We start from the raw sequence: 26,534 nt of genomic DNA on the forward strand, positions 1-26,534 counted from the left end.
GAAACTGGGAGCGCAGCGATCCGCACAAAATGTGCACTGCGTCGGGCGTCCCGCGGAAGCCCGAAGGGGCGGAGCATCCTGCTTGCGTTTGGTATGAATTTAGCACGCCACTTCACGAATCTCTTCAATTGCAGGTAACCCAGAAAAAATGCCGACTAGCCCAAACACATAGGTAGTCTTACCAATACACCCTTCCATCTCGGAGTGAATCCTGCCATTTCTAATTGCTGTGTCGGAGAATAACAGTAAACTCAATACGTTAGCTGGAGGCCGTGTCTGTAAATTAACATGATCTTTTGATGGAATTAATACTAAAACATTGCCTCTGGGTGGTTTGTACATATAACCGAAAACTTGAACATGATTGCCATAGTAACTTTCAAACATACCGACAACCATAGGCACATCTCCTCACATGAACCCGCCGGACGGCTTATTACTACAAGCGGTCAGCCCCAAGAGAACTAGAAGTAGTATTGATTTAGTATTTCTCATGAATTCATAAGCCGTGGTTTGGGGCTGACATGGAGCGCCAGCGGAATGGCAGTCCCAGCCGAAGGCGACAACACCGCCTTGTTATGTGAAATTAAGGCTAATCTTGAAAATCCCATGGAATTTCCTTTTTAAATAGAGCAATAGTTTGCTCTACTAGCTCTAAATCGAGATCCTTTTTGTAAAGAGTAACTTCTCTAGTTTTTTTTGAGTCATCACGAAAAACCTCCAACACCATATCCTTTCCGGTGTATACCTCTACGCCGATGCCATCCCTATCACCACCGACATCACTAGTTATTATGTACTTTTCAATTTTGGGGAATTCAATACTCATACTCTGGAACTACGTTTTCACTTAACGCCGCATTCAGGTACACCGTAGGCGTCACCTGGAATGCTTTGTTAGCTGCGTGCTGGTTGGTGGAACTCTATAACATTGTCATCTGGATCTCTTATAAAGAAAAACTGAGCACCGTTGTATTCGGCTTCACCTGTTATAGTAAAACCCAGAGCTTCGACGTTACTTTTGGCTGAGTCATAGTCTGTTATTTCTAAAGCGATGTGCGTATAGCCTGGATATTTCATATCACCTTCCATTAGCACATTTTTCCTTGGTGCATCCTTTGAAGCATTAAGGATCAAGTTGATGTTAACTCCTGATGGATGCTCAACTATAGCTACTGGCTCAGGGCCTACTGGGCCAACTATAAACTCAAAACCTAGCTTGCCATAGAATTCACGAGAGACATCCAAATCTCTAACCCTCAATCCTACATGATTAATTCTGGTTATATCTTTCATCATCGTTCCTTGATATTGAGTGTAAATGATTCGGAGCAGCTAACGCCGCCGGCAGGGGCAGCTTACCTTGTGCACATTTTGCGCGCCAATGGGAGCGCAGCGACCTGTGCAAAACGTGCACAAGGTAAGCTGTCCCGCGGAGGGCCGAAGGCCCGGAGTGAACTTGAGTAACTTGTTAATGGCTTAACCCTCCGGCGGCAACATATTACCAAACAAAGCCATTAAACTTAGCACAACAAAGATAACCCACCAGACTATGTAAGCCCCTCTAGTAAATTTCTTTTTCCCGCGGCGAAAAATGGCAAGAGGTATACCTACTATTGCAAAAGCAATTAGAACACTGATTATGGCACGGCCAAAAACAAATCCTATGTCATATGCTGAAGGTCCTTCGTTAGTTGCAATTAGGCTGGCAGTAAAATAATTGAATGCCAAGCTCACAAGAAGCATTACCAACGTATTTATATTTAGTTTGTTATTCATTGTTTTCGATTGTACCCGCGCCCATTAACGCCCCGCTAAGCGGCGAGCGAAGCAACGCGTAGCGAGTCCAGTGGAGGCTGCGCTTTTCGCGGCCGGAATAGTGCTTGAGCGGCTTGTTATGTTTATGACCAAACCAACCCTACCTCAGATGCCTCAGTTGAGCAGCAAAACATTAAGTTACAACCATGGCTACTCTGTTGCTTTATTAAATCTCGCATCTCTTCGATAGCTTTAACCATTTCTTGATAAAACTCAGGTTTCTTTGGCTTACGAGGAACATCTACTTCTGATGCATTAGCAAGTGCAAAATCACCAAGCATTAAGCTCCTACCACTGATGGCATTCCATGATGCTGCAGCTTCTATATCTCCATTATCTACCGCCCTCATAAATCGCTCATTTGAAAATTTATTACTTGATATAACAGCTCGTAATGAAGACTCAACTGTGTCAATACATACCGTTGCCACATGCGACTCATGGTCATGATACAAGGCAAAGGTATATATATCTAATTCACGCGCTTTGGCCTTCCTAAGCCCTTCATAGATTATTTTTTTAAATTCTTCTCTCATAATTACCACAAACTAAAATACATAACGTTGCCAGCAAGGACAGCCGAAGCAAAGCGAAGGCTGTCCGGTAGAGGCCCGCAGGGCCGTAACGAACAGCATCGACTTGTTATATAACTTACTTAACTCGAATAACAGTACCTTTCAAATACTGCCCAATACCATTTACTTCCCATAATAGCAAGGCATTACCACCATTTGCGCACACTAGTGGGCTTGCTTGAGATTTAGCTGATGAAATGGTTCTTGGATAACCAACAAATGGGATAAGTTTAAACTCAACAACACCCAGTTCATCAAAATCTATCTTAGGCGGTATTGTGAAAACAGTAACTTCACAATTTTTACTAAATGCATTATGAGATACATCACCGGTTTTTGTGAACGTACTGCTACAAGATGCTATAAAAAAAACAATTGCTGGAACTACTTTTTTTTCATGGACTATCCTTGTATAGATAATTGGTACTTCATATGTAACGCCCACAACAGCGGCGATTGAAGCATCGGGCGCTTTGCGGGAGCAAAGTGCCCGATGGGTCAAGCGTCCGATGCTTGTGCTGGTTATAGGGGTTCACATCCTTCCCCCCATCAAAAAATAGACTAACCACACACCGATGTAGCCAATACAAAGCAAGCCAATAAAAATCACTGTTGAAAATAGAATTGATCGTTTAACTTCGGCAGCACCTTTCACCCCAAAAGCGCCAACAACGAATGCAATCGTCTGAACCGGAGCTGAATACAAATAGTAAACAGTGGCCGATGAATCATGTTCGTTGACACTTGTAAGAAAGAGTTGAGTAGCTACGGCGATCAGGAAAACCGGTAGCCAAATAAGTGTTGCGAGTCTGATTGGAGTCAAGATCATGATACTGCGGAAGCCCTATAACGCCCGTAGCACGTGAAAATTTGGAGCGCAGCGGAAAATTTTTCCCGTGCCTAGGCTTGTATGGTTGTTCTTGTCCGATTCTGATGTTGAAAATCCTTTTCGCTAACGGGTAAATTGAGACCCACCTTCGGCGGCCACCGAAGGCCTTGTTTGTCACAGTTCGTTGCTGCGCAGGTTCATAAAGACCGTTAACAAGTATGAACGTGACAGACACTCACTAGGCATAACTCGAATAGTCATGTGGGCCTCGAGCTCGAATAGCAAGGCGGAGATAGCTTATCTTATGGAACCTCAAGAGATCAATGTCGGTATCGATACCAACAGTAAACAACTCGATATTTATGTGAGACCTACTGGCCAGTTCTTTAGTGTTACCAATAACAAAGAAGGCATTAAAGACGCTATTAAACAACTACAACCGCTTAAACCTCAAAGAGTATTGATCGAGTCCACTGGAAGGCTAGAATTAGAATTTGTCTGTGCTGCTCATAAAGCGGGACTGCCGATAGTTGTTTGCAACCCTTCACAAGTAAGAAACTTTGCAAAGTCAGCGGGGCGGCTCGCAAAAACAGATAAGCTAGATGCAATTGATATCGCACATTTTGGTGAAGCAATGAAGCCAAGATTGTCATCGATCAAACCAGAAAAACTAAGAAATATCAGTGATTTGCTGACGGTCAGGAACCAGTGCTTAGAAATGAGCACAATGCAAAAGAATCGCCTCAAGAGAATGCCTAAGTCTGTTCACAAGCCCATTCAGGCTATCTTAAAGGCCATCAAAAAAGAGCTAGAAGGAGTCGATAAGCAACTTGATAAGCTTGTTAACAGCGTTACCGAGTGGCGACAAAAACGCGATCTCTTATTAAGCGCTAAAGGAGTCGGCAATGTACTGACTTACACGCTAATGAGCGAACTTCCTGAGCTGGGCAAACTGAACCGCAAAGAGATTGCGGCACTTGTGGGTATCGCCCCGATGAATCGTGATAGCGGCAGCTTCCAGGGTAAGCGCTATATTCGAGGTGGGCGACATCGTGTACGCACGGTTTTGTTTGTTTCTATGATGTCGGCCATACAATGCCACCCTAAATTAAAGCCAATGTATGAGCGCCTGGTCGCTGCTGGTAAACCAAAGAAAGTAGCCCTTATCGCATGTATGAGGAAGCAGCTTACCATTCTAAATACGATGGTAAAAAACAACACTTACTGGGATGAGAAAATGGCTTAAATACTTGACAAAGGACCATAGTCACTTGTTATGTGCTTAAATTTTAACCTTTCGTGCCATGCCTCAATCTCTGATCGAGACTAAATTTATAGCAATCGGAAAGTTTAGCTTTTCGGCATCATATTCAATTTCAACCCAATCCTTCTTGCGCCATTCATTTACGACCTTTTTGTAGATAGAAATCGTTGAAGAATAATCGATTTCTTTTGCCCCGCCTGGGTTGGTAGACATATAACTTGTTAATCCTCCCCCGATTACATCAGCCTGAAGAGGTGACAAACAATGCTCAAGAATATGCTCTTCAATGACTTCTCTAGGAAAAATATCTTGAAGCTTGTAGTCATCTGTAGAGAACTTACTTAGGCCAAAAACAACTTCATCACAAAAATCATATGTTGGCTGATAATACTTTATGTAGAAGTCAGCCCTTTCTTTGAGATGATTAATTAACTCATCGATACCTGAAGTCATATTCTGTCTCTAGGTTGGCATGTTAGAACCGATGTGGGGCACATACCGCCTAAAGCAGCGGCGCGCGTTAGCGCGTTCAGCCCGCAGGGCGATGCTGCCTTTACTTGTTATGTTTATAGACCAGATCATATGCTCTGGACTCCTTTAAATACGAATAACCCTCTTGGCACTTTTGGTATGTGGCGTAAACCACATTGAAGCTAATAGATTCTATTTCAGAAGGCCACACCAGAATACTTTTAGTTGTGACTGCATTTCCGATTATGTCGAGGGCCAGGCCTGCGGCAAGAACTGGCTTTCCAGAAACCATGCGCTTTAAATTGATTTGGCTGATCGGTAGCCCTTCGTGGCTTGAAGGCACTGATACTTTTAAATAGTGAAACTCGCCATCTGACTCGCTAGTGATATTGTAGTTTTCGGCTGGCATAGGTAAGCCTGCCAATACTTCGCCACCGCCGTCAGCTACCTCTTGGCCATTACAGCGTGGAGGCATATCAGTAGCACTTACAGTGCTTGATAAAAGCGAGACTAGAATTGTGATCAATACTTTATTCATGGTGAAACATAACGCCCGCAGCAGCGGGCTAATTTGAAGCGCAGCGGAAAATTAGTGATCTTGCCCCGATAAAACGGACACACTACTTTTCATACTGCTATTCGCTCATATTCCATTGGTGATCGATAGCCTAGAGCTGAATGCAGCCGCCTACGGTTGTAAAAATCATTAATATATCGAGCCAAAGCATACTTTAGATGGCTCATTGTCTGGAATCTAGTTTCTCTAATCAGTTCAGCTTTTAAGCTATGGAAGAACGACTCCATATGGGCATTATCCGTACATTTACCCGCTCTACTCAAGCTATGCTGGATTCCATATTTTCTCAACTCTTTTTGATACTCGGACCCTCTGTACTCTACACCTCTGTCCGTGTGTAATATTAATCCCGGTTTTGATCCTCTTTTCCTTACAGCATTCATCAGGGTTCTTCGGGTTAATTCTGTTGTTCTTTTCGTATCTAAACTCCAACCGATTACTCGGCGAGAATACAAATCCATCACCACTGACAAGTACTGCCATTGACCCTTAACCTTAAGGTAGGTTATGTCAGCAAACCAAACTTGATTCTTGCTTTTAGGCACAGCTCCATCCGGTCTAAGATTCTCCCCAGAGGCTAGGAAACGCTTTATGCCTGGTGCCCTACGTGTCACTCTCGTAACTCTGGCTACGACTCCTAATTCCTGCATCAGCCGGGCTACGCGCTTACGGCTAACTTCATATCCCTTGGTCAGCAGGGCTTTCCAAATTCTTGGACTACCATAGCGCCCCGCAGAGTCATCCGAAATCTTTTGAATCTGAACCTTTAGATCATCATCTTGGTGTTTTCGGTGCGATCGCTGCCTCTTCAGCCAATCATAATAGCCACTGCGCGATACTCCCAGCCACTGACAAGTTCTTTTGATACCTAGTTCTGATCCGAACCTATGGATGAATCGATATCTTGCTGATGTTCCTCCGCAACAAACCGTTGCCACTTTTTTAACAAATCAAGCTCCTGCTTTAATTTACGATTCTCCGCCTCTAAACGCTTTACCCTAGAAAGTTCTTTCTCTGCTTTAGAGACTACACCAGTAAGCTTTCTTCGTTTATCTGCCACAATCTTCCCCTCCTGAAACTCTTTTCGCCATCGTGACAGCATGAAAGGGTGAATGTCGAGAGTTTCGGCCACTTCCTTAACTTGAACACCCTCTATCAAGCTAAGCATTACCGCTTTCACTTTGAATACTGCCAAGTCTTTCTAGGTTTGTTGTATTTCGGCATAAGACACCTCGTCTGTTTGACTTTGGTGTCCGTTAAAACGGGGCAAGATCATTAGTCCGACTGCCTGCGCTTGTTAGCTTCAATCTCATCAAACCGATTAAATATTACTTTTGCCTTGGAAATAGCTTCCTTGATTTGATTGAGGTGGATTTTTTCAAACGTAATCTTAGTAAAGCCATTATCTTTACCAAAATTTAGGTCAAGAATGAGGTAGCAAGAGCCTCCTTCTGGGTAGCATCCTCCTCGGCCAGATATCTCCACCCCCCTATAGAATATCTGCTCCTTCTCTGGAAAGCTAATCGTGATTTTTCCATTTTCAAGCGTTGATCGGCCATTGAGAGCCCAATCCATTCCATCGCCATGTAGGGGAGCACTCGAATATAAAGACGTATCACCACTATTACTTAGCTGAAGCCTATATATAGTTAGTAGCGACGCTCCATCAACTCCATGCCAAGTACCTTCCAGGTCTTGCTCTGAAATAGGAATCGGCAAGACCACGCTCGCTTTCACTCCAAATGACAACAATAAAATTACTAACAATAGTGACTTCATAGGGATAGCTAACGCCCGGCTAAGCGGCGAGCTGCGCAGCAGCGAGCTGGCAGGCGCAGCCTGCGTACTTGAGCCGCTTGTTATGATTTTGGGGCATCAACACGCTTCTTTTTCGATTTTTTACAGAAATACAACACCGCACTTCTTAGCACTGCGTAGAAGCATATAACTGATCCGATAAAGCACGGGACAAAGAGCAATAGAATTCCACCTATATACCCCATATAAGCGAAGACTCCAAGCAGAAAACCGATGAAAATTTCGGTTACCACTGACTCCCAATCTACGGAATCATTTAACTCAACCGTCTTAGCTCCGTAGTGCCTTAATCCTATTCTTTGTATCTTTCTAGGCATAAAAAATCATAACGTTGCCAGCAAGGGCAGCCGAAGCGGAGCGTAGGCTGTCCAGCCCAGCCTCCGGCTGGGCGATCTTGCCTGGCCTAGTTATAGCTGGCGCGTACTGAGCGACCTACTTGCTCTCTGCCAGCCAACTTTGGCTGGCAACTGCCCGATAAATTTACAGGGAAAAATACCATACTTTCCCCACCAGTTAACTAGCTGATTGGCACTCCACAATGGTGCAACTGACTTACAGGGTTTACTGGCTTAAAATGAAGGCACTTGAACGAAACTACGGTGCCAGCTTGCAGATAAACTCTCTGGCGAAGCGTGTTCAGGTAGAGGTTGGTACTTGCAGCAACTAAATACGATCTAAAAATTGACCGCCACAATAACGCCTGGATAAGGGGCGCAGCTTGCTGCGTCCCGTGGAGGCCCGAAGGGCTGTAACGTACCTGAGCCACTTGTTATAAATCGGACAGGTACGCATAGATAATGAGAGCATAAAGTAGCAAAGCTGAGCACATTACTTCAATGTTACTTCTAGTGAAAATTTTTAGATCGTTATCCCATTCATTAACCAAGCAGCTACAACCTGGACAGACAACATCATGTCCTTTAAAAGGAGTATTGCATTTTTCACATGTGTATAATTTTATCCGGTGCTGTTGATAGCCACGGATAAAAGATAATCCCATGATAAGACCCGTGAAAATTACATAAGTGTGTGGATCCTTTTTAGGGTTAGGCCCTAGATAAAATCCAAGTAGGAATAATGGAGTTACAGATAGCCAACACAATAGCACAATTACAAAAGCCTGCTTTGGAGTGTGCTCTTGCTTAATTAGAATACCTTCCAAGCTGCTTGCAATAAAGTAAGCTAACACCATCGTAATTATATATGTGTTTTCAAATATCAAATCCATAAGGATTGGACCTCTAACTCAGACTTATAACGCCCGTAGCAGGCACGCGTATTTTTCGTCGTGTTAGTAGCCTTAGCCTTTATTTGATACGAGGTAAGCTTTAGCTCTTTCAAAACGACCACCCTCTCCGCATATAGACACAAAAAAGTAGCCTTCATATTTTTCTAATAGGACTGATATTTCAAAGCCCTCTTCTTTTAGAATATAGCGCGCTTCATTCTTCCCAGAATTTACAAATTGATCTTCAAATATGGAGAAATTACCCTTTACATAAGTCACTTTTGTCAATTCAGATAGACCAATTAAAACTGACTCTGTGTCTGCAACACACTCTGTATGGTTCATGTTCAATCTATTAGCTACTAATGCCGCCGGCAGGGGCAGCTTACCTTGTGCACCGTTTGCGCGAAAATGGGAGCACAGCGACCCGCGCAAACGGTGCACAAGATAAGCTGTCCCGCGGAGGGCCGCAGACCTGAAGCAAATTGCCCGGCTTTGTTATGCATTATCTTACCCTAGCCGGCTAATTAGTGTGTGGAACCCTAGATAGATTAGCCTTGCTGCTTCAAATATAAACAGGAGAGTAAGACCAAAGGCCCAACCAAACAATGTGCCAAATGCTCTCGGCGCACCATCTCGCTGGGCCAGATCTGTCATAATTTCTTGGGTGGGTGCATAGTTGATTGAATAGCTCCAGAACAACAATGTCGAGGCTGCAAACACCACCCCTCCCAAGACAAACATTACTCCAAAACGCTGGTACCACTTAAACCTAAGTAGATATAGAAAGGCCGGCAACAACACCAAAACAGGGACCGCCCGAATCGTGTTCTGCATTAGCTCATAAAGGCTCATGTGTTACCTAGTGCATAACGTTGCCAGCTGGGGCGGCCTACGCTGTTTATGCGCTCAGCGCATAGCGTGGGCCGTCCCGCGGAGGCGCGTAGCGCCGGAGCGTACAGCCTGGCCTTGTTAAAAATGATTACCTTCTGAGCTATTTCAAAGGCCATATTTTGACTCCAGCACACACCAATGCTGCCACAAGTACCCCTTGGAGCGCGGCTATTACGGGGACCAGGGCCAAGAGCAAAATGAGAGGTTTTCCTAGCTCTGGACCAAAAAAGTATCCAAGTAAAATAGCTATGAATGCCAGAATACTTACGCTAGTAAACCAGCCGCGCCAAACAATTTTGAAGAGATATCCTGTGTTCATAGACCGATTTTTAACGCCGCAATCAGCCGCGGCTTACTTTGTGTGCTTGTTGCACGAAAATGGGAGTGCAGCGACCGTGCACAAAGTAAGACGTCGGCTGCATTGCATTGTTATGGCCTGCTCTGCCTCTGCGGGACGGAGTATGCGACACCACGGCATTCCATATACTGATTGCAAATACCAACTGCTGATTTTCCACACGCCTCAACAACGACACCATTACCACCCAGGCTGTGAGTTCTGATTTTTAAATCATTAACTAAAGCACTCTTGCTCGGCTTTGGTTGATCTATTCTTTCTTGGCAATACGAAGCCTCAACAAAACCCAATGTAATGGCATCATATTTGGAAATTTCAGTGGGCGAATATTCTTCTACGATTGCAGTTTTTACCCTACTTTGTGCATAGGGCCCCACATTTGTATTGAATGTCATGCCGCTACATGCAGTTAAGAACACGGCGAAAATTATTATAAATATCTTCATTCTTGGCTCCTGCCATAACGCTCGTAGCACGAGCAAAATTGAAGCGCAACGCCAATTTTGTCGGCGTGCCTACGCTTGTTATCTGTGTACTAGCGAATAAACCAATACAATCCTTTAAAGCTTGGTGCAGCCAGAATATCAGTATGCCTCACTGACTGGGGGGCTTCCTGCAAGCTCTTCTTTAACTTACGTAGTTTAACAATGCCTCTTATCGCCTGGGAGAAGATTAGCACTGCCAACGCAAGAATTAAGGTATCGAATCCCATTCCAGCAAGTAACGCGGATGCGAGAGTAATCAGTGCAAGAGGCCCCATTAAAAAGGAGGTAATCCAACAACTGAGCAAGTTTGAATCAATCTCACCATAGAGGTCTACTGGCTTTTTTCGAGTTCTTCTCATTCTTTACCTACAAACAGATAACGCCTGGCGCAACGGCGAAGCACACAGTGCTGAGTCCGGCAGCCAAAGGCTGCGTATTGCCGCCACTTGTTATGTGCTTCATCCCTCGCTCTTCTCTGATAATTTTTTAATCGTGTTGCCATAGTAAATTAAGAGCACGCCTAAACATAGCACTAAAATAATAATAATATCGTCAAATACTGACTTAATGAATAATAAAGCATGGGTATCAATATGTCTTCCTAGAAGCACTCCCAAAAAGGACCATATAAAATACAACAATTTGTGCGGCCATACTTCGACCCTGCCCTCCGGGACCATTTTGTATCCAAGAAGTAGGACTCCAATTATAAACGGAATCAATAGTAAAGTATCGTAATAGCCTATATGCATGACTACAAATACTGAAGTCAATAAAAAAGCCCCTAACAATCTAAGATTTAAATATTCCTTTAGCATATTAATATTATTCACATAACGCCTTGCTTAGCGGCAGCCGAAACACAGTGCAGGCTGTCCGGTGGAGACCACGTCTTTTGTGGCCGGAACGTACTACAGCAACTGGTTATGTGTACCCGCCGAACCGTCTAATTCAAGCTTTAAATCCATAGTTCACCTCCATTTTTGAGATCCTTTAACTTCCCTAATATTTCTTCAGCATGATTACGATCTCTGCATGGAATCATAACCTTTCCTTTACCTTTTTTCCGATTCCATATCATTGGATTACCAGATTTAGATTCAAGAATCTCAAATTCTCCGGCTGACCTGGGGATTTGATATTTTGGCAAAGCTCAGTTCCTTCTTAAAACACATAACGCTGCCAACAGCGGAAGCTTTGTAGCGGCGAAGCCGCGGAAAAGCTGTCCAGCGCACGCAGTGCGCGTTGCTGCTTGGTCTTGTTATAAGTGACGCTACCCAATAATTTCATTTTTAGCACTGACAATTTTGCGTGCAACACTAAGACAATGCTCTTTGCTAGCACCCAAACCAATATTGCCCTCTATTGTTGCTACCAGTGACGAGGATATATGCTCGGCATCTTTACCCTCGACCGCAAGAAGAAAAATATGTGGCAGATGACTCTGATACTCGTCGCGAGCTTCTGGCATGTCATTTACACCAATAGGGTCCCAGTCACACCATAAAATTTCATCTATGGCTTTGTAGAGTTCTAGTTCTTCTGGAGGTAATTTCTTGCCCATACTCTTACTTATAACGCTTAGCTAACCGGCAGCCTGTGCGAAGCACGCTTTTGGCTGTCCGACGGAGGCCGCTTGCGGCCGGAGTGTAGTTGAGCGTTTTGTTATGTGTGACCCTGGGCATACTACTAAAGCCTATTCCTAAAGAGGAGTGTTAAGACTGCAGAGCTACCAAATCCGAGTAACCCCAATATACCCAATGGTCTGATGCTCGCTCTGTACTCTTCGCCAAAATAGTACCAATCGATAGCGGACAATAAAATGGCAGCCCCTAAAAGTAGAAACGACAAATTTCCTAAGAGGCTAAGTTTGTTTCGAATGTCCATTTCAGCTCTTACACATAACGCCCGCAGTTGCGGACGACTTGTAGCGACGAAGGAGCGGAAAGGCGTTCCGACAACCTGCGCTTGTTATGTTTAGTCGATGGTATATACAAGACCGCACCCTTTTGATTTTGCGTAATCTCTCGCTGACGTTAACAATTGTAAAAAATCGCTCGCACCAGATATTTTTAAATCTCTTAATTCAGAATTTGATAAATACCCTATTTTTGTCGATTTATTTCCCGTATCAAAATCAGCACCATAACCAGCAAATATGCGCCTGCCTGTTATGGAAAAAATATGCTCTATCTCTGATTCAGTGCACCACACATTTCCCAAACTTTCTGGGAACTCATGATGTTCACCATAAAAGTCAAATACATACTCAATAAACTTGTCGATATATCTAGCTTGCGTTACATCCATAGGTTCTAATTCTGAACCAAAGTTTAAAGAGTCTACATAGTTCAACACTTCTTCAGACAGGCCATACCATAAGCTATCCCTGTAAAATTGGAGTAACTTACTGAGATTACCTTGTATCAGGCATTTCAAACCATCTGGAGAGCCAAGGTATATTTCAAGATATCTATTGACCATTCACTACCCAAGAAACATAACGCCGGCCACACAGGCGAGCGAAACGCAGTGTAGCGAGTCCAGCCAAATGCGCTTTTTGCATTTGGCGATTGTGCTGGCCTTTGTTAAGCATTTTCACCTACCCTACTAGAAAGTATATTACCGAACTCTTCGTATTTAGCTAAAGAGCTAAACGAACGCCTTGGCAGCATATGGAATAGATACTGGTTTACTCTGACTAGTATGTAATTTTTATTGATTTTAACATCATCTATACCTGACCACTTTATAAGCGCCTCATTAGCTTCGGTGCTCTCGGATAACCCTTCCTCGGTAATAACGTATTCATGCTTACCCAATACACCCGATTTAGAGTTAGACATTAGCAAGATGCAGCCCAAGTTCCATAACCATGCTATCAGTGTGGCTACAAGCGCACCAATAAAACTGGACACAACTCCAATGAGCGTACTCTTGGTGAAAAATGTAAATCCATCCTTGTAGCTAAGAAAAACAAACATACCGAGAAATAGCACCATAAAATATATCCAGGTGCCTCTGTTTCTTGGAAAAAAATAGCAGCTTAGGTTTATAAGGTCTTTCTTTGTAATATGCGCTTCAATTTTCATTGTATTACTTAACGCTGAGCTAACCGGCAGCCAGTGCGAAGCACGCTTTTGGCTGTCCGACGGAGGCCGCGTGCGGCCGGAGTGTAGTTGAGCGTTTTGTTATGTGCTTTTGGCATTTTTCCTGTTCAGAACCCTGTAGAGTAATGCTGTTGAAAATATTAGAGCAAATGATAAGGCTATACCCCATGGAAACCAGAACGCTACGTATTGGAACCCGTGATTATTAGCATACAAGTCAGGTGACGGATTCTTAGTCAATACTTCCATCATTCTTGACGCGTGTACCTCGCCGAGAAAATGGATGCCAACGGCCCCAAGAATAAAATATGTTGCGATAAAAATACGCCTGGCTTTCTTGCTCATTCGGGTCTCGATTTACACATAACGCCCACGGCAGGGGCGGATTGGCTTGTGCGCGTTTTGCGCGAAAATGGGAGCGTAGCGACTCGCGCAAAACGCGCGCAAGGTAAGCCGTCCCGCGGAGGCCCAAAGGGCCGCAGCATTACTGCCCGTGATTGTTAGGTTTGCCCCGACAGCCCCGCAATTGGACCCCGAAAATAGAGCCAATATCCTACCACCAATGCAATTGCAGCCAAATAGAAGAAGCCAGACATGAATGAGAGAAATAGATACACAGCTGCCCCGATTAATGCAAAGCTCTTTCCGTGGGCGTAGAAGGAGACCCAAAATACAAATATTACAGCAAGGAAAGAAACAAACCCAACTACCATAAATCCAATGCTGAGTGCTACCGACTCACTACCGATCGGAAGGAACTCCAATGAAGGAAGAGTAAGTAGTGCGAGAACCAACCAATAAAAACTCTTATTTTTTACTATATTCATTCGAAAACCTAACGCTTTTATAAACCGCGCGCGTTTTTCAGCGCGTCCAGTGAAGGCCGTTTTTTGGCCGCAACGGTGTTTCATAAACTTGTTAAGCGCAATACCGGATACACTGTAATTTTTGAGCCAGACTCAGTAATAATGGTGTGCGCCCCTTCTCTGACTATTTCTTTTGCAACGGGGATAGCCGTATTCTCTGTTATGCTATTGAACCAGAAATAATATTTACCATCTTCTTTCACTCTAAAGGTAACTTCATTTGTTTCTGACAAGTTATCATACCCACATGACCCTACATTCGTAGCAGTGTTACAAGGTTCCCCGCACTTGTAAAACTCAAGTTTTTCACCAGGAAGCAGGTGCTCAAGTAATACTTTGATTTCATCGCCTTCTTTTAGGCGCTCTGATGGTGAAAAAGTCCTCTTATAAGTCGGCTCTACGATAATAAAAGAAGATGGCTCGCAGCCGGCAAGAAAGATTAGTACAAAAATTGTTATTAGGTGCTTCATACTTTCCTGAGTTTAACAGTTAATTCAAAAGAAGCGTCTTTATATCACCCTTCTATATAATTCTACTCATTTCTTTCAAGATAATCTCAAAAACCTAATAATATCAAAAAGTTAAGATCTTTGGCATAATTTTCAACAGGTAGATATATAGCAGACGCTATATATCTACCTGCTTTTTCTGCTCTTTATAACATTACCAACCCTATAAAAATCAAAGAGATAGATCGTCATCCCCTGAAATAGGAGGAGCTTCTCTTGAATTCTTATATTGACAGCAGAACAAAAAAGTAAATACTGTATATAAAAACAGATAAAGGCCAATATCATGGATGACATTCGCCACAAAATTCCAAGTAAGCCTGAACGCTTTATGGACAATCTGCGATTTCATATTCGAAAACAAGGACTGTCGTACCGAACAGAGCAAACTTACACGCATTGGGTTTAACGCTTCATTCATTTCAATAAAAAGAAGCACCCTGCTGATATAGGAGCTGTTGAGATTGAGACGTTTCTCTCTCACCTTACAGTTCAAGGTCTTTACTCCGCAAATACACAGCGAATAGCTCTGAACGCTTTGATATATCTGTACAAGAGATTCTTAGGTAGGGATATTCAAGCATTGGACTTTAAACTGGCAAAACAACAAAAGTACTTGCCTGTGGTTTATAGCCGTAGAGAAATATCAGCAATTTTGGATCATATTGAAGGCACTTACAGATTACAAGTTGAGCTAATGTACGGTAGCGGCCTTCGCAGTGCCGAACTGCTTTCTTTACGTATAAAGGATATAGACTTCGACAGCAATAATATTTTTGTTCGAGGTGGCAAGGGGGATAAGGATCGCACTACAATATTACCTAACGGGCTAATAGTGCAGTTACATAGGCAAATAAAGACTGTTTCCCTATTGCACCAACAAGATCTTTTGGCCGGTTTTGGTTCGGTTTATTTACCTAACGCTTTGGAAAGAAAGTATCCAAGTGCAAACCGACAACTCGCCTGGTAATACCTTTTCCCTTCCAGCACCATCGGCCAATGTCCTCGCTCCGGTGAAAACAGAAGGCACCATATGCACGCAACAACTTTAGCGCGCCAGGTTCGTATAGCTGTCAAGCTAGCGAGAGTCAACAAACCGGCTCGTTGCCATGCATTTCGCCATAGTTTTGCGACTCACTTACTCGAAGCGGGTTATGACTTGCGTACGATTCAGGAACTGCTAGGGCATTCGGATGTTAGTACTACTGAAATTTATACCCATGTCGTAAATCGGGGAAATAAAGGCGTTTTAAGCCCCTCAGATCGACTGCGCAACATTAATAAAATTGAGGAGGCTGGAGCTAACTATTTTGTTGGGAGTAAAGTAGGGGAAGTGCAGGGGCTTAACTTATTGACTGCATCTTAGCAGCGAGGGTACCGAATACCGGCTTTCGCCGGTATCGCAATAGAAGAAGGCCGATCAAATTATCCTGGTATTACGTCACCATTCTGTGCTCGGTGGCGGAGAGCATGGTCGATCAAAACAAGAGCCATCATTGCTTCAGCAATTGGCGTTGCGCGGATACCTACGCAAGGATCGTGGCGACCTTTGGTAACCACCTCAATAGCATTGCCTGAGCGATCGATACTTCGGCCGGGGATGCGTAAGCTGGAAGTGGGTTTCAGGGCAATATGGGCAACGATATCCTGGCCACTGGAAATACCGCCGAGGATGCCACCGGCATTATTGGAGAGGAAACCCTCCTCGGGAGTAATTTCATCCCGATGCTCGGTGCCCTTTTGCACCACACAATCAAAGCCGGCTCCAATCTCCACCCCTTTCACCGCGTTGATACTCATCAGGCCGTGGGCCAGGTCTGCATCCAGGCGATCAAAAATCGGCTCGCCCAGCCCTGCAGGGACGCCGCTGGCGTGTACTGAGATCCGAGCACCGATGGAGTTACCCTCTTTGATCAAGGCTTGCATATAAGCTTCCATCTCGGGTACTCGTTCGGCATCTGGGCAAAAGAATGGATTCTGCTCGACCTGCTCCCAATCCAGTTTTTGCACTTTAATTGGTCCCAGCTGGGACAGGTAACCGCGTACTTCAATACCGTATTTCTGCTTAAGCCATTTCTTGGCGATAGCCCCGGCCGCAACACGCATGGCGGTCTCCCTTGCAGAAGAGCGACCTCCACCGCGGTAGTCGCGGATACCGTATTTTTGCCAGTAGGTGTAATCGGCGTGCGCCGGGCGTACCTGCTCAGCAATATTGCCATAGTCTTTAGAGCGCTGATCCGTATTTTCAACCAACAGGCCAATAGGAGTACCGGTAGTTTTTCCTTCAAACACACCGGATAGAATTTTCACTTGATCCGGTTCACGGCGCTGTGTGGTATAGCGAGAAGTACCCGGCTTTCGGCGGTCCAGCTCCAGCTGGATCTCCTCTTCACTGATCTCCAACCCCGGGGGGCAGCCATCGACGATACAGCCCAAGGCTGGACCATGGCTCTCGCCAAAGGTGGTGACGCAGAACAGCTTGCCAAAGGTATTGCCCGACATATGCGACTTTCCCAGATAACGGTTGATAAATTAACAGCGGTTGGCTTTATGGAGAGCCGCGCATTATAAAGGATCTAGCCGCCGCGCGCGGCGTTCAAAGTAAAAAGCACAATTGCTGCAGCTATGTGGCTTTATCAGAGAACCCGGCAATAGCATTTGCCGGGTTCAGAAAAAGAATTACTCTTTTTCAAAGTGGCTTTGGTAGGCGAGCAGCTCTTCGCGACTAATCACAAACACACCGTGGCCCCCATCCTCAAATTCGGGCCACATAAATGGCACTTCCGGGAAAGCCTGTTCCAGCGCTTCCCAGCTGTTGCCCACCTCACAGACCAGTAAGCCTTCTGGCTGCAGGTGATTGGCGGCCTCACGCAGCAAACGGCGGGTAAAATCAAGACCATCGTCACCGGAACCCAAGGCAATCTCCGGCTCGGCCAGGTATTCTTGCGGCATCTCTGCCAGGTCGCGTGCATCCACATAGGGAGGGTTACACACGATCAACTCGTAACTCATGCCTTGCAAACCACTGAAAAGATCCGACTGCACTGCGCGCACACGCTCGTTGAGCTGGTGGCGATTGATATTCAGCTGTGCCACTTCAATAGCGCCTTCAGAAATATCACTCAGGTCGACTCTCGCTTCAGGGAAGGCCTCTGCACAGGCGAGGCCGATACAGCCACTGCCACAACAGAGGTCGAGGATTGCCAACGGTTCTACATTGAGCCAAGGCTCAAAATTGTGGCGGATCATTTCACCTATAGGGGAACGCGGCACCAACACCCGCTCATCCACATAAAAAGTCATATCGCAAAAATGCGCTTCATTGGTCAAATAAGCCGCTGGCAAACGCTCGATAAAACGCCGCTCTAGGAGAGTAAGCACGTCCCTTCTCTCCTCCATGGTCAACCGCGCATGCAGGATTTCCTGCTTACTGTAGGGCGGCAGGTGCAGTGCGTGGGTTACCAGCAGTACCGCCTCGTCCCAGGCATTGTCCGTGCCGTGACCATACCAAAGGCCCGCTTCGCTAAAACGGCTGGCTCCCCAGCGGATATAGTCCAAAACCGTGGTCAGCTCATGCAGGCTGGATTCACGCCTTTCTATCATTGAATCTATCCTTAAGTGCTATGTATCTCATCAAGGCCTATTGTCACTCATTAAGTAGCCTCTGCTGTGGCTATAGAAGCGCCAATCAAGGCACGAGGAGTGTAGTTTGGTTGTTCCAAATAAGCGACGAGTAACGCTGAGTGGCGGTTTAACAGCTGTAACCCGAAGGGCCTAGGCTATTTTTCACCCAACTGCATCGTCGGTCGTTTATGTGGATTCACTCCTTTTGCCTCCCCGAGTTCACAATGGCCCCGACAGAGCGATCAAATTGGTACCAATAGGCCCCTTGGTCCGCGCGGATCTTTACTCTCGGGTTACAAACGCTTAGGGTAGCGCACCCGCCCCCTCGGGCTGAGATGTTGGAAAGAGCAGCATGAACGAACACTACGCACGAATTATTGAAGCAATCGGCGAAGACCTGCAGCGCCCCGGACTCAAAGATACTCCGAAGCGCGCGGCCAAGGCCATGGAATACCTGACCCGCGGCTATCAGCAGACCGTTCAAGAGGTTGTCAGCGACGCACTCTTCCCCAGTGACTGCACCGACATGGTATTGGTCAAGGATATCGAGCTCTACTCCCTGTGCGAGCACCATATGCTGCCATTTATCGGTCGCGCCCACGTGGCCTACATCCCCCAAGGCAAGGTGCTGGGCCTATCCAAGGTAGCGCGTATTGTCGATATGTACGCACGCCGCCTACAAATCCAGGAGCAGCTGACCACACAGATCGCCAAAACACTGCAATCTGTCACTAATGCCGCCGGTGTTGGCGTTATTATTGAAGCAAAGCATATGTGCATGATGATGCGCGGCGTGGAGAAGCAGAACTCCGTGATGAAGAGTTCGGCAATGCTGGGCACCTTCCGCGAGAACCAAGCCACACGCAACGAGTTTCTTTCCCTGATCAGCCGCCCTTAAGGCTGCGAGCTAGCAACGTGCGGCCCCCTGGGCCGCCCGCAATCACGGAGTGAGCCACCATGCCCCATCTGGTTATTGAGTACGCCAAGAATCTGGAAGAACGTATTTCTGTCGCCGCCCTGGTCAGCTCGGCTCAAGAGGCAATGCATAGCTCCGGCTTATTCGCCTCCCATACCATCAAGACCCGCGCCAAGCCCTACGACCAATTTATTGCCGGTGAGCACGGCGATAGCTTTATTCACGCGGAAATCCGCTTACTGGCAGGCCGCAACAACCGCGAGCGGGAAGCGTTGAGTTCAGCGGTTTTTAACTGCCTGTGCCAATTTGCCGATGGGGTACCGGCTGTCTCGGTAGAAGTGCGTGAAATGGACCCCGGCAGTTACTCAAAGCGGGTGCCCTTCTAAGCTTCTCCACGCAGGAAGGGACCAAACCACTCGGCAATGCCCTCGGCGCCCTCTTCCATATGCAGGTGATGGCTGCCGGGTATTTCCCTAACCTCGATCGTTTTATAGCTCTCCAACACCGGGCGCAGCCGCTCGATCATATTCGCAATCCCCTCCTTCGCCAGCACCAGGCGCACCGGCATGCTCAGGCGGGATAGAAAAGCGCGCACCTGCGCCTCGTTAAGCTTGGCAGAGGACGCCGCCATCAGGCGCGGATCATTACTCCAGGTGAAGCCACCTTCTAGTGGCAGGGTCCCCCGCTCGGCCAGCGCGCGCGCCGCCCATTCTGTCAGCGGGAACATGCCGTTCATACGCGCTTCTACCGCCCCCTCAAAAGTGGGGTAAATCTTTGCCCTGCGCTGGCTGTAACGGGCACGCTGGGCGATAGCCTTAGCGAGAATATCCGGCGCCTCGCTATCCTTGGTAGCAGGAGGTACCAGGCCATCAATCAGGGCCAGGCGTTTGATGCGTTTGGGAAAGGTACCTGCCGTTATCACACTGGCAATAGCGCCGCGGGAATGGGCCAGTAAAGAAAAACTGCGCCAGCCCAGCGCTTCGGAGGCACCAATAATATCCTCAGCTTCTTCCCAAATATTGTAATTAGCATGGGGAGACCGATGGTAGCTGCGCCCATGGCCTGCCATATCCACGGCGACCAAATTAACGCCTTTCAAGAGTGGGGCCAGACGATCAAAGCTGGCGCAATTATCCAGCCATCCGTGCAGTGCCAATACCGGCTCCCCTGTGCCATCCCCCCACTGCTTTGCGGCAATGGTCTTGCTGTCGAATTCCAGGCTGATCTCACGGGGGGCGGCTTGCTTCATGCGCGCAGATTCCAGAAGAAAGTGAATATTAAAGAGCCAGATGGTGCAGGCCCAAAGGCCCGCAGGCAATGACAGTTAGCGCCAGCAACCTAGGGATTTGAAGGCAAAGGGTAAAAACCGGAGGAAAAAATGGTTAGCCGGCGTGCTGTAACCACTGCAACTCAGCACAACCATTGGCCCAGACCTCCGCGCTGACACAGGCGAGGCTGGAGGTCCCCATCGGGTGTTGATTGCCACTACCGCAGAGACCGTTCAACAGCATACCCACCAGTGGTTGATGGCTCACCAGGAGAAGAGGGAAATGATCGGCTTGCTGTTTCTGTAACTTGTCGAGTAGCTGCTGCGGATCGGTATCGCCAATCAGCAGTGACTCGGTGACAACAGGCAACCCCAAGTGGGCGGAGACAATATCAGCTGTCTGCTGAGTGCGCACAAAGGGGCTCGCCCAAATAGCACGCACGGAGGACAACTCCTCAGCGCGCTCTTTGCAGACCTGCGCCACCTGCTTACGACCGCGCTCCGTAAGCGCGCGGCCGGCATCGTTACCGTACATGGGTTCGGCCTTACCATGACGCAGGATAAACAGCTGCATTGACTTCGCCTCAATCGGTTTAGTGTGTGTCGCCGCGCTTGTCAGACTCACCCTTCTGCTCACTGAAGGGCGTTGAGGACTCCTCTGCACTCTCCTCTACCAGCTCGGGCTTACCGTCATCACTACCGAGGATAATGGCCTCCTCGGCTTCTTCTTCCTTTTTGGACTCAGTTTTTTTCTCGGCCTCGGCTTCATCATCGGAAGCCATAACTTCTGCATTAACCTCTTGCGCGCCCTCGTAACCGGAGAGATCGTCCACTTCAGATTCCGGCCACTCTGCAAAAGGAAAAGGCTTTTCCTCAGAGTTGTAAATTAAAAACTGTATCGCCTGATAAATATAGGAGGCGAGCTGGTCGCCAAAACGACGCAAATTATCATTGGCACTGCCACCAATAATCGAGAACAGGAACTGCAGCACAACCACCGCGAGCAGCACCCAGCTGGCAATCTGCAGGCAGATCGCAAACAGCACCATATAGATCAGCCGCACCCACTGGTTCCCGGAAGTCAGGTTGCGCTTTAAATCATCATTTTTCATAAGAGGCTTCCATCAAGGCTTGGCCGAGTAGGCCACATCAAAAGTTTGCGCGCCCGACATTAAATTGCGAATTACCTCAGGAATCGGTCGCTCTTCAAATAATATGGCGTGAATTGCGGAAACCAAGGGCATGTAGACGCCCATTTCATCCGCTTTCTTTTTAATCAGACGAACCGTATTCACCCCTTCGGCAACCTGACCGATTTCCGCGACAGCACGATCCAAAGGCTTGCCCTTGCCCACCAAATAACCTACCCGGTAGTTACGGCTGAGGTCGGAGGAACAGGTCAGGATTAAATCGCCAACGCCGGCGAGGCCGATAAAAGTCATAGGGTCTGCACCCATAGCCTCAGCAAAGCGCATCATCTCTGCGAGAGAACGGGTAATCAGCAGGCTGATGGTATTTTGCCCCCGATCCAAGGCCGCCGCCATACCGGTGACAATGGCATAAATATTTTTCAGCGCCCCCGCCAGTTCCACGCCAAATACATCGTTACTGGAGTAAACGCGGAAGGTCTCGGAGTGCAGCGCGGACTGGATATCCTTGCACAGCGCTTCATCTTCACTGGCAACCACGGTTGCTGTGTAGTGACCTGCGACAATTTCCTTAGCGAAGTTGGGCCCGCTCAGCACCCCCACGCGCATACCCTGGGTCTCCTCGCGCAGAATATCGCTCATCAAATGAAAACTGTCGTGCTCTATTCCCTTAGTGGTGGAAATCAACATGGTGCCCGGTTTTAGCAGCGGGGCTACCCGGCGGACCACTTCACGGAAAGATTTACTGGGGATAGCGACAAATACAATATTGCAGTTCCGTACCACTTCCTGCAGGTCGCTGCTGATACAAAGTTCTGGGTGCAGGGCCACTCCGGGCAAATACTTGCTGTTCTCACGGGTTTCTCGACAGGCTTCCGCGCTCTCCGAATCCCGCATCCACTGGCGGGTATCGTGACCATTACCCGCAATAATATTAGCAATGGCCGTACCGAAACTACCGCCGCCCAATACAGCGATGGAGAGAGGGTTGGAAGTTTCCTTTTGCATATTGATACCGATAAAGCTTCTCGAGGGCAGGGATTATAGAGGTATGACCCGCTCAGCCCAAAGGGTTCAACTATCAGGATCTTGCGCGTAAAGTTACAAATTAACACGCCAAAAACGGAAAACGGCCCCAGCGGGACAAGCTACCGGTTGCACAACCGGGCTGTTCCGCTGAGGCCGCAGAAATAAGGCGCAAGAACTTCCGAAGAATTCACCGCGCCAGGCTCCTGAAAGCCAATAACGACTGATTAAAACTTAGTCGTGCATTTCCAGCAGCAGTGTATTCAGGCGACGCACGTAGTCGGCTGGATCTGTTAGCTGGTTGCCCGCCGCCAAGTTGGCCTGATCCATCAGAATATTGGTGAGATCGGCAAAGCGATCCTCATCCTGCTCCTGATCCAGGCGCTGTACCAGCGGGTGCGATGGGTTGATTTCAAAAATCGGTTTAGCCTCTGGTACCGCCTGTCCAGCCTGTTCGAGGATACGGCGCATCTGCGGACCCATATCCTGTTCGCTCACCACCAGACACGCCGGCGAGTCCACCAGGCGAGTGGTAGCGCGTACAGATTCCACGCGGCTATCCAGAACAGACTGCACGCGCTCAACCAGCGCACCGGACTCATTCTCAACTTTCTCGCGTTCGGCTTTATCCTCTTCGCTCTCGGCTTCACCCAAATCCAGCGCGCCTTTGGCCACGTCCTGGAACGGCTTGCCATCAAACTCGTTCATATGGCCCACGAACCACTCGTCCACCTGATCGGTGAGCAGCAGCACCTCGATACCCTTCTTGCGGAATACTTCCAGGTAAGGGCTGGATTTCGCTGTCGCGAAGTTGTCTGCGCACACGTAGTAGATCGCCTTTTGGCCATCTTTCATGCGGCTGACGTAGTCTTCCAGGGACTGATCTTGTTTGTCGGTATCGGTATGCGTGGTGGCGAAACGCAGCAGCTTGGCCACTTTCTCTTTATTGGAGAAATCCTCTGCCGGCCCCTCTTTCAGCACATTGCCAAACAGGTCCCAGAATTTCTGGTACTCGTCACCATCCTTCTTCGCCAGCTTATCCAGCATATCCAGCACACGCTTAGTCAGTGCGCTTTTGATCGCATCAGTATTGCGGTCTTTTTGCAGGATTTCACGGGAAACGTTTAGCGGCAGATCGTTGGAGTCCAGCACACCTTTCACAAAACGCAGGTACAGCGGCAGGAACTGCTCGGCGTCGTCCATGATAAAGGTGCGTTGTACATAAAGCTTGAGGCCGCGGGCGGCATCGCGCTGGTACAAGTCAAAAGGTGCACGCGCCGGAATATACAGCAGGCTGGTGTAATCCTGCTTGCCCTCAACACGATTGTGGCTCCAGCTGAGTGGATCATCAAAATCGTGGGAAATATGCTTATAAAATTCTTTGTACTCCTCGGCTTTCACTTCAGAGCGCGGGCGGGTCCACAACGCCTGGGCCGCATTAACCGCTTCAAACTCGGGCGCCTTCTCTTCTTTTTCTTCCTCACCCTCTGCCGCCGGCATTTCCTCTTTCAGCATCTCTACCGGAATAGCGATGTGGTCGGAGTACTTTTTAATAATGGAGCGCAGGCGCCAACCATCGGCAAACTCTTTGGCATCTTCTTTCAGATGTAGAACGACACGGGTACCGCGCTGGGGCAACTCTGCATTTTCTACGGAATATTCCGCTTCGCCGTGACACTCCCAGTGCACACCCTGATCGGCTTCTGCACCTGCGCGACGAGTAAACACATCCACTTTATCGGCAACAATAAATGCTGAGTAAAAACCAACACCAAACTGACCGATCAGGTGCGCATCTTTTTTCTGGTCACCGGTGAGTTGCTGCATAAAGGCGGAGGTACCGGAGCGAGCGATGGTACCGAGGTTTTCGATCACTTCGTCACGGCTCATACCAATACCGTTATCGGTAATGGTCAGGGTACCCGCATCTTTATCGAACTCGATACGAATACGCAGGTCCGTATCATCGGCAAATAATTCTGGCTTCGACAGCGCTTCAAAGCGCAGCTTGTCAGCGGCATCGGAGGCATTGGATACCAGCTCGCGCAGGAAAATCTCCTTATTGGAGTAGAGCGAGTGGATCATCAGGTGCAGCAGTTGCTTGGCTTCTGTCTGGAACCCGTGGCTCTCTTTGTGGGCCTCAACGGTCATCTGTAGGTCTCCCCATACACGTCAATCGGAACAGGGAGCAAATATTGGGACCTGCTGACAGGTTTCAAGGGCAAAGCTGGAAATAGGGAATATCTGCATGATGCCGTAACGCAAACGGCGCTGACAGTAATTCGCTATTCAGCTAAGACTTTACGGGAAACGGTGGGGTTTCAAGAAGACATTTTAGGGTTGGAATTTCCCCTTAAAGCCCCACCAGCTGGGGCTTTAAGGGGAGTGCATTATTGACTATTGCACAGCCAACTAACGCTTGCGACTGGCCTTAGCCTTGAGCGTAGCGGCTTTGCCCTTGCTGCCGGTCACATCGATCACAAAGTTGGCGGTCATATCGGAGATCACCCGGGATTCGGCATTCAGCAAGATGGCGATACCGATTTTCAGCTTCTCCGAGTAAGCAACTGCCGCACGGAAACCTGCCACCCAGCCACCGTGATAGATAATGCGGTCATCACCAATGGTGTAGAGACGCCAGCCGAGGCCATAACCGGCATGAGATAGGTAATCCCGCCAGATACGGTGGCGCATATGGCGCTGAGTGGACACTCGCTCGGTGGTCATATCCTCGATCATTGCGGGAGAAAGTACCTTGGGGTAGTAACCCATTTGCGCTTTCAACCACTGGGCCATATCCGAAATACTGGCGTTGACACCCGCCGCTGGGGCAGCGAAATAGTACTCTTTTTCCACCTTCACCGGACGCCAGCCACTGCCTGTTTGCACATGGGGCGCGGCGCGGTTGTCCGAGGCCATAAAGCTCTCCCAACCCACCGAGGCATTCTGCATTTTCAGCGGTACAAAGATTCGCGTCTTGAGTTGTTTGGCAAAGGTGGTACCTGTCGCCTCAAGAATCACATCTTCAATCAGGCTGAACAGCACATTCTGGTAGCCATAGCATTTTCCCGGAGTACAGCGTGGGTCAATATTGGCGAATTTCGGCAATATTTTGCTGAGCGGTTTATTGTCCTCCAGGTAATCATCGTAGGCATTGGGCGTTAAGCCGGAGGAGTGACTGAGTAAATGCTCTACTTGCAGCTGGCGAGACAGGGACGGCGTCTTGAAGCTGAGGTCCGGCACATAATTGACGACCTTGTCATCCCAATTAAAGCGCTCCTCATGCTCCAACAGAGTGGCCATACTGGCGGCAAAGGTCTTTGAGACCGAGGCCAGGCGAAAAACGGTATCCGAATCCACCTTACCTTTCTTTCCGCGTGTGCGCACACCGTAAGTGTCCATGGCCACCACCCGGTTGCCATCAACAATGACATAGGCACCACCGGGGATCGACTTGCCAGCCATCATCTTGCGGAAGTATCGATCGAACTCCTTGGCCCTGGCGTCTATATCCATCGCCCGCACAGGTAGCGCCACAGCGCATAGGAGCAGTAGTGAAAGAATGGTACACGCCTTCCAGGCACGTAGGTGGTAGACGATATTTGAAAGAATTGCAGGTCTCATAAGCAAATCGAGCCGCCAAAGCAATCCGGTACATGCAGATAAGACTAGCAGCCAACGGGCAAAAACTCTATTTAGGCGCCACGCAGGACTGACTGCTGAATTCTAGTCGCTTGCCATTAGTCCTGTG

General features: G+C 47.7%; 30 protein-coding genes and 2 pseudogenes. 4 read left to right on the plus strand and 28 right to left on the minus strand.

Translation table 11 applies throughout. The annotated features are described in order from the left end of the window. Positions 1–99: 99 nt before the first annotated feature. From ACJJH9_RS13920 to ACJJH9_RS13950, 7 genes are all read right to left on the minus strand, one after another. Entirely contained in the window at positions 100–399 is a 300-nt protein-coding gene (locus ACJJH9_RS13920) for a hypothetical protein (RefSeq protein ID WP_444923132.1), read from the minus strand. Positions 400–592: 193 nt separating this feature from the next. Beyond that, complete coding sequence (locus ACJJH9_RS13925; RefSeq protein WP_444923133.1) at positions 593–829, minus strand: hypothetical protein; 237 nt, start codon at positions 827–829, stop codon at positions 593–595. 68 nt (positions 830–897) lie between these two features. Continuing rightward, a complete protein-coding gene (locus ACJJH9_RS13930; RefSeq protein ID WP_444900143.1) occupies positions 898–1,296 on the minus strand; it encodes a VOC family protein in 399 nt (132 codons plus the stop codon). Positions 1,297–1,479: 183 nt separating this feature from the next. Continuing rightward, entirely contained in the window at positions 1,480–1,779 is a 300-nt protein-coding gene (locus ACJJH9_RS13935; protein ID WP_444902851.1) for a hypothetical protein, read from the minus strand. A 122-nt stretch (positions 1,780–1,901) separates the two neighbouring features. Next, a complete protein-coding gene (locus ACJJH9_RS13940; RefSeq protein ID WP_444923134.1) occupies positions 1,902–2,354 on the minus strand; it encodes a hypothetical protein in 453 nt (150 codons plus the stop codon). Positions 2,355–2,469: 115 nt separating this feature from the next. Further along, the gene (locus tag ACJJH9_RS13945) at positions 2,470–2,895 is read right to left on the minus strand and encodes a hypothetical protein (protein ID WP_444923135.1); all 426 of its coding nucleotides are present in this window, start codon (positions 2,893–2,895) and stop codon (positions 2,470–2,472) included. Positions 2,896–2,925: 30 nt separating this feature from the next. Continuing rightward, complete coding sequence (locus ACJJH9_RS13950) at positions 2,926–3,222, minus strand: hypothetical protein (RefSeq protein ID WP_444923136.1); 297 nt, start codon at positions 3,220–3,222, stop codon at positions 2,926–2,928. 304 nt (positions 3,223–3,526) lie between these two features. On the opposite strand from ACJJH9_RS13950, the gene ACJJH9_RS13955 reads away from it, so the two are divergent. After that, complete coding sequence (locus ACJJH9_RS13955; protein ID WP_444923137.1) at positions 3,527–4,468, plus strand: IS110 family RNA-guided transposase; 942 nt, start codon at positions 3,527–3,529, stop codon at positions 4,466–4,468. 63 nt (positions 4,469–4,531) lie between these two features. Here ACJJH9_RS13955 and ACJJH9_RS13960 read toward each other — a convergent pair whose 3' ends face one another. From ACJJH9_RS13960 to ACJJH9_RS14020, 13 genes and pseudogenes are all read right to left on the minus strand, one after another. Next, positions 4,532–4,939 (minus strand): hypothetical protein, encoded by a 408-nt coding sequence (locus ACJJH9_RS13960; RefSeq protein WP_444923138.1) that lies wholly within the window; start codon positions 4,937–4,939, stop codon positions 4,532–4,534. A 100-nt stretch (positions 4,940–5,039) separates the two neighbouring features. Beyond that, positions 5,040–5,495, minus strand: a complete 456-nt coding sequence (locus ACJJH9_RS13965) for a hypothetical protein (RefSeq protein ID WP_444923139.1) — start codon at positions 5,493–5,495, stop codon at positions 5,040–5,042. 89 nt (positions 5,496–5,584) lie between these two features. Beyond that, positions 5,585–6,758: pseudogene (locus ACJJH9_RS13970) on the minus strand (IS3 family transposase). Between the two features lie 51 nt (positions 6,759–6,809). Beyond that, a complete protein-coding gene (locus ACJJH9_RS13975) occupies positions 6,810–7,313 on the minus strand; it encodes a hypothetical protein (protein ID WP_444923140.1) in 504 nt (167 codons plus the stop codon). Between the two features lie 1,339 nt (positions 7,314–8,652). After that, positions 8,653–9,024, minus strand: coding sequence for a hypothetical protein (locus ACJJH9_RS13980; protein ID WP_444923141.1), 372 nt, complete (start codon positions 9,022–9,024; stop codon positions 8,653–8,655). A gap of 879 nt (positions 9,025–9,903) precedes the next feature. Beyond that, a complete protein-coding gene (locus ACJJH9_RS13985) occupies positions 9,904–10,278 on the minus strand; it encodes a hypothetical protein (protein WP_444923142.1) in 375 nt (124 codons plus the stop codon). A gap of 89 nt (positions 10,279–10,367) precedes the next feature. Next, positions 10,368–10,676 (minus strand): hypothetical protein, encoded by a 309-nt coding sequence (locus tag ACJJH9_RS13990; RefSeq protein ID WP_444923143.1) that lies wholly within the window; start codon positions 10,674–10,676, stop codon positions 10,368–10,370. Positions 10,677–11,481: 805 nt separating this feature from the next. Next, positions 11,482–11,607, minus strand: coding sequence for a hypothetical protein (locus ACJJH9_RS13995; protein ID WP_444923144.1), 126 nt, complete (start codon positions 11,605–11,607; stop codon positions 11,482–11,484). Beyond that, positions 11,591–11,881 carry a hypothetical protein gene (locus ACJJH9_RS14000; RefSeq protein WP_444923145.1) on the minus strand — a complete coding sequence of 97 codons (291 nt, stop codon included), beginning with the start codon at positions 11,879–11,881 and terminating at the stop codon, positions 11,591–11,593. The genes ACJJH9_RS13995 and ACJJH9_RS14000 overlap by 17 nt, the downstream gene beginning before the upstream one ends. A gap of 413 nt (positions 11,882–12,294) precedes the next feature. Further along, positions 12,295–12,801 (minus strand): hypothetical protein, encoded by a 507-nt coding sequence (locus ACJJH9_RS14005; RefSeq protein WP_444923146.1) that lies wholly within the window; start codon positions 12,799–12,801, stop codon positions 12,295–12,297. A 104-nt stretch (positions 12,802–12,905) separates the two neighbouring features. Further along, positions 12,906–13,409: a YcxB family protein gene (locus tag ACJJH9_RS14010; RefSeq protein ID WP_444884625.1), complete on the minus strand. Its 504-nt coding sequence runs from the start codon at positions 13,407–13,409 to the stop codon at positions 12,906–12,908. Positions 13,410–13,927: 518 nt separating this feature from the next. Next, positions 13,928–14,254: a hypothetical protein gene (locus tag ACJJH9_RS14015; RefSeq protein ID WP_444923147.1), complete on the minus strand. Its 327-nt coding sequence runs from the start codon at positions 14,252–14,254 to the stop codon at positions 13,928–13,930. An 80-nt stretch (positions 14,255–14,334) separates the two neighbouring features. Further along, entirely contained in the window at positions 14,335–14,763 is a 429-nt protein-coding gene (locus tag ACJJH9_RS14020) for a hypothetical protein (RefSeq protein ID WP_444923148.1), read from the minus strand. A gap of 454 nt (positions 14,764–15,217) precedes the next feature. Here ACJJH9_RS14020 and ACJJH9_RS14025 point away from each other — a divergent pair. Then, positions 15,218–16,168, plus strand: a pseudogene (locus ACJJH9_RS14025) (integron integrase). 59 nt (positions 16,169–16,227) lie between these two features. Here the strand turns inward: ACJJH9_RS14025 and aroC are convergent. Both aroC and prmB read right to left on the minus strand, forming a co-directional pair. Continuing rightward, a complete protein-coding gene (gene aroC / locus ACJJH9_RS14030) occupies positions 16,228–17,304 on the minus strand; it encodes a chorismate synthase (RefSeq protein WP_444923149.1) in 1,077 nt (358 codons plus the stop codon). 177 nt (positions 17,305–17,481) lie between these two features. Continuing rightward, complete coding sequence (prmB, locus tag ACJJH9_RS14035; RefSeq protein ID WP_444884114.1) at positions 17,482–18,405, minus strand: 50S ribosomal protein L3 N(5)-glutamine methyltransferase; 924 nt, start codon at positions 18,403–18,405, stop codon at positions 17,482–17,484. A gap of 373 nt (positions 18,406–18,778) precedes the next feature. Here prmB and folE point away from each other — a divergent pair, with 373 nt between their 5' ends. Beyond that, positions 18,779–19,324, plus strand: coding sequence for a GTP cyclohydrolase I FolE (gene folE, locus ACJJH9_RS14040; protein WP_252082843.1), 546 nt, complete (start codon positions 18,779–18,781; stop codon positions 19,322–19,324). A 59-nt stretch (positions 19,325–19,383) separates the two neighbouring features. Beyond that, on the plus strand, positions 19,384–19,728 hold the full coding sequence (locus ACJJH9_RS14045) for a 5-carboxymethyl-2-hydroxymuconate Delta-isomerase (protein ID WP_252082845.1): 345 nt from the start codon (positions 19,384–19,386) through the stop codon (positions 19,726–19,728). On the opposite strand, the gene ACJJH9_RS14050 is transcribed toward ACJJH9_RS14045, so the two are convergent. The 6 genes from ACJJH9_RS14050 to ACJJH9_RS14075 all read right to left on the minus strand — a co-directional run bounded on the left by ACJJH9_RS14050 (position 19,725) and on the right by ACJJH9_RS14075 (position 26,407). Then, positions 19,725–20,591 carry an alpha/beta fold hydrolase gene (locus ACJJH9_RS14050; RefSeq protein ID WP_444902882.1) on the minus strand — a complete coding sequence of 289 codons (867 nt, stop codon included), beginning with the start codon at positions 20,589–20,591 and terminating at the stop codon, positions 19,725–19,727. The two genes, ACJJH9_RS14045 and ACJJH9_RS14050, sit on opposite strands and share 4 nt — an antisense overlap. Before the next feature lie 133 nt (positions 20,592–20,724). Next, complete coding sequence (sixA, locus tag ACJJH9_RS14055) at positions 20,725–21,183, minus strand: phosphohistidine phosphatase SixA (RefSeq protein ID WP_444923150.1); 459 nt, start codon at positions 21,181–21,183, stop codon at positions 20,725–20,727. A gap of 19 nt (positions 21,184–21,202) precedes the next feature. Next, the gene (locus tag ACJJH9_RS14060) at positions 21,203–21,721 is read right to left on the minus strand and encodes a DUF4389 domain-containing protein (protein WP_444886899.1); all 519 of its coding nucleotides are present in this window, start codon (positions 21,719–21,721) and stop codon (positions 21,203–21,205) included. 12 nt (positions 21,722–21,733) lie between these two features. After that, entirely contained in the window at positions 21,734–22,765 is a 1,032-nt protein-coding gene (locus ACJJH9_RS14065; RefSeq protein ID WP_252082853.1) for an NAD(P)H-dependent glycerol-3-phosphate dehydrogenase, read from the minus strand. Positions 22,766–23,017: 252 nt separating this feature from the next. Next, the gene (gene htpG / locus ACJJH9_RS14070) at positions 23,018–24,934 is read right to left on the minus strand and encodes a molecular chaperone HtpG (RefSeq protein ID WP_252082854.1); all 1,917 of its coding nucleotides are present in this window, start codon (positions 24,932–24,934) and stop codon (positions 23,018–23,020) included. Positions 24,935–25,195: 261 nt separating this feature from the next. Beyond that, positions 25,196–26,407: a serine hydrolase domain-containing protein gene (locus ACJJH9_RS14075; RefSeq protein ID WP_252082855.1), complete on the minus strand. Its 1,212-nt coding sequence runs from the start codon at positions 26,405–26,407 to the stop codon at positions 25,196–25,198. Between the last annotated feature and the right edge of the window lie 127 nt (positions 26,408–26,534).

The sequence above is a fragment of the Microbulbifer mixtoriginis (SeqCode) genome (assembly GCF_052466715.1).

Coding starts and splice junctions, on each gene's coding strand:
- ACJJH9_RS13920 (WP_444923132.1), bottom strand. CDS start 399: ATGGTTGTCGGTATGTTTGAAAGTTACTATGGCAATCATGTTCAAGTT.
- ACJJH9_RS13925 (WP_444923133.1), bottom strand. CDS start 829: ATGAGTATTGAATTCCCCAAAATTGAAAAGTACATAATAACTAGTGAT.
- ACJJH9_RS13930 (WP_444900143.1), bottom strand. CDS start 1,296: ATGAAAGATATAACCAGAATTAATCATGTAGGATTGAGGGTTAGAGAT.
- ACJJH9_RS13935 (WP_444902851.1), bottom strand. CDS start 1,779: ATGAATAACAAACTAAATATAAATACGTTGGTAATGCTTCTTGTGAGC.
- ACJJH9_RS13940 (WP_444923134.1), bottom strand. CDS start 2,354: ATGAGAGAAGAATTTAAAAAAATAATCTATGAAGGGCTTAGGAAGGCC.
- ACJJH9_RS13950 (WP_444923136.1), bottom strand. CDS start 3,222: ATGATCTTGACTCCAATCAGACTCGCAACACTTATTTGGCTACCGGTT.
- ACJJH9_RS13955 (WP_444923137.1), top strand. CDS start 3,527: ATGGAACCTCAAGAGATCAATGTCGGTATCGATACCAACAGTAAACAA.
- ACJJH9_RS13960 (WP_444923138.1), bottom strand. CDS start 4,939: ATGACTTCAGGTATCGATGAGTTAATTAATCATCTCAAAGAAAGGGCT.
- ACJJH9_RS13965 (WP_444923139.1), bottom strand. CDS start 5,495: ATGAATAAAGTATTGATCACAATTCTAGTCTCGCTTTTATCAAGCACT.
- ACJJH9_RS13975 (WP_444923140.1), bottom strand. CDS start 7,313: ATGAAGTCACTATTGTTAGTAATTTTATTGTTGTCATTTGGAGTGAAA.
- ACJJH9_RS13985 (WP_444923142.1), bottom strand. CDS start 10,278: ATGAAGATATTTATAATAATTTTCGCCGTGTTCTTAACTGCATGTAGC.
- ACJJH9_RS13990 (WP_444923143.1), bottom strand. CDS start 10,676: ATGAGAAGAACTCGAAAAAAGCCAGTAGACCTCTATGGTGAGATTGAT.
- ACJJH9_RS13995 (WP_444923144.1), bottom strand. CDS start 11,607: ATGAAATTATTGGGTAGCGTCACTTATAACAAGACCAAGCAGCAACGC.
- ACJJH9_RS14000 (WP_444923145.1), bottom strand. CDS start 11,881: ATGGGCAAGAAATTACCTCCAGAAGAACTAGAACTCTACAAAGCCATA.
- ACJJH9_RS14005 (WP_444923146.1), bottom strand. CDS start 12,801: ATGGTCAATAGATATCTTGAAATATACCTTGGCTCTCCAGATGGTTTG.
- ACJJH9_RS14010 (WP_444884625.1), bottom strand. CDS start 13,409: ATGAAAATTGAAGCGCATATTACAAAGAAAGACCTTATAAACCTAAGC.
- ACJJH9_RS14015 (WP_444923147.1), bottom strand. CDS start 14,254: ATGAATATAGTAAAAAATAAGAGTTTTTATTGGTTGGTTCTCGCACTA.
- ACJJH9_RS14020 (WP_444923148.1), bottom strand. CDS start 14,763: ATGAAGCACCTAATAACAATTTTTGTACTAATCTTTCTTGCCGGCTGC.
- aroC (WP_444923149.1), bottom strand. CDS start 17,304: ATGTCGGGCAATACCTTTGGCAAGCTGTTCTGCGTCACCACCTTTGGC.
- prmB (WP_444884114.1), bottom strand. CDS start 18,405: ATGATAGAAAGGCGTGAATCCAGCCTGCATGAGCTGACCACGGTTTTG.
- folE (WP_252082843.1), top strand. CDS start 18,779: ATGAACGAACACTACGCACGAATTATTGAAGCAATCGGCGAAGACCTG.
- ACJJH9_RS14045 (WP_252082845.1), top strand. CDS start 19,384: ATGCCCCATCTGGTTATTGAGTACGCCAAGAATCTGGAAGAACGTATT.
- ACJJH9_RS14050 (WP_444902882.1), bottom strand. CDS start 20,591: ATGAAGCAAGCCGCCCCCCGTGAGATCAGCCTGGAATTCGACAGCAAG.
- sixA (WP_444923150.1), bottom strand. CDS start 21,183: ATGCAGCTGTTTATCCTGCGTCATGGTAAGGCCGAACCCATGTACGGT.
- ACJJH9_RS14060 (WP_444886899.1), bottom strand. CDS start 21,721: ATGAAAAATGATGATTTAAAGCGCAACCTGACTTCCGGGAACCAGTGG.
- ACJJH9_RS14065 (WP_252082853.1), bottom strand. CDS start 22,765: ATGCAAAAGGAAACTTCCAACCCTCTCTCCATCGCTGTATTGGGCGGC.
- htpG (WP_252082854.1), bottom strand. CDS start 24,934: ATGACCGTTGAGGCCCACAAAGAGAGCCACGGGTTCCAGACAGAAGCC.
- ACJJH9_RS14075 (WP_252082855.1), bottom strand. CDS start 26,407: ATGAGACCTGCAATTCTTTCAAATATCGTCTACCACCTACGTGCCTGG.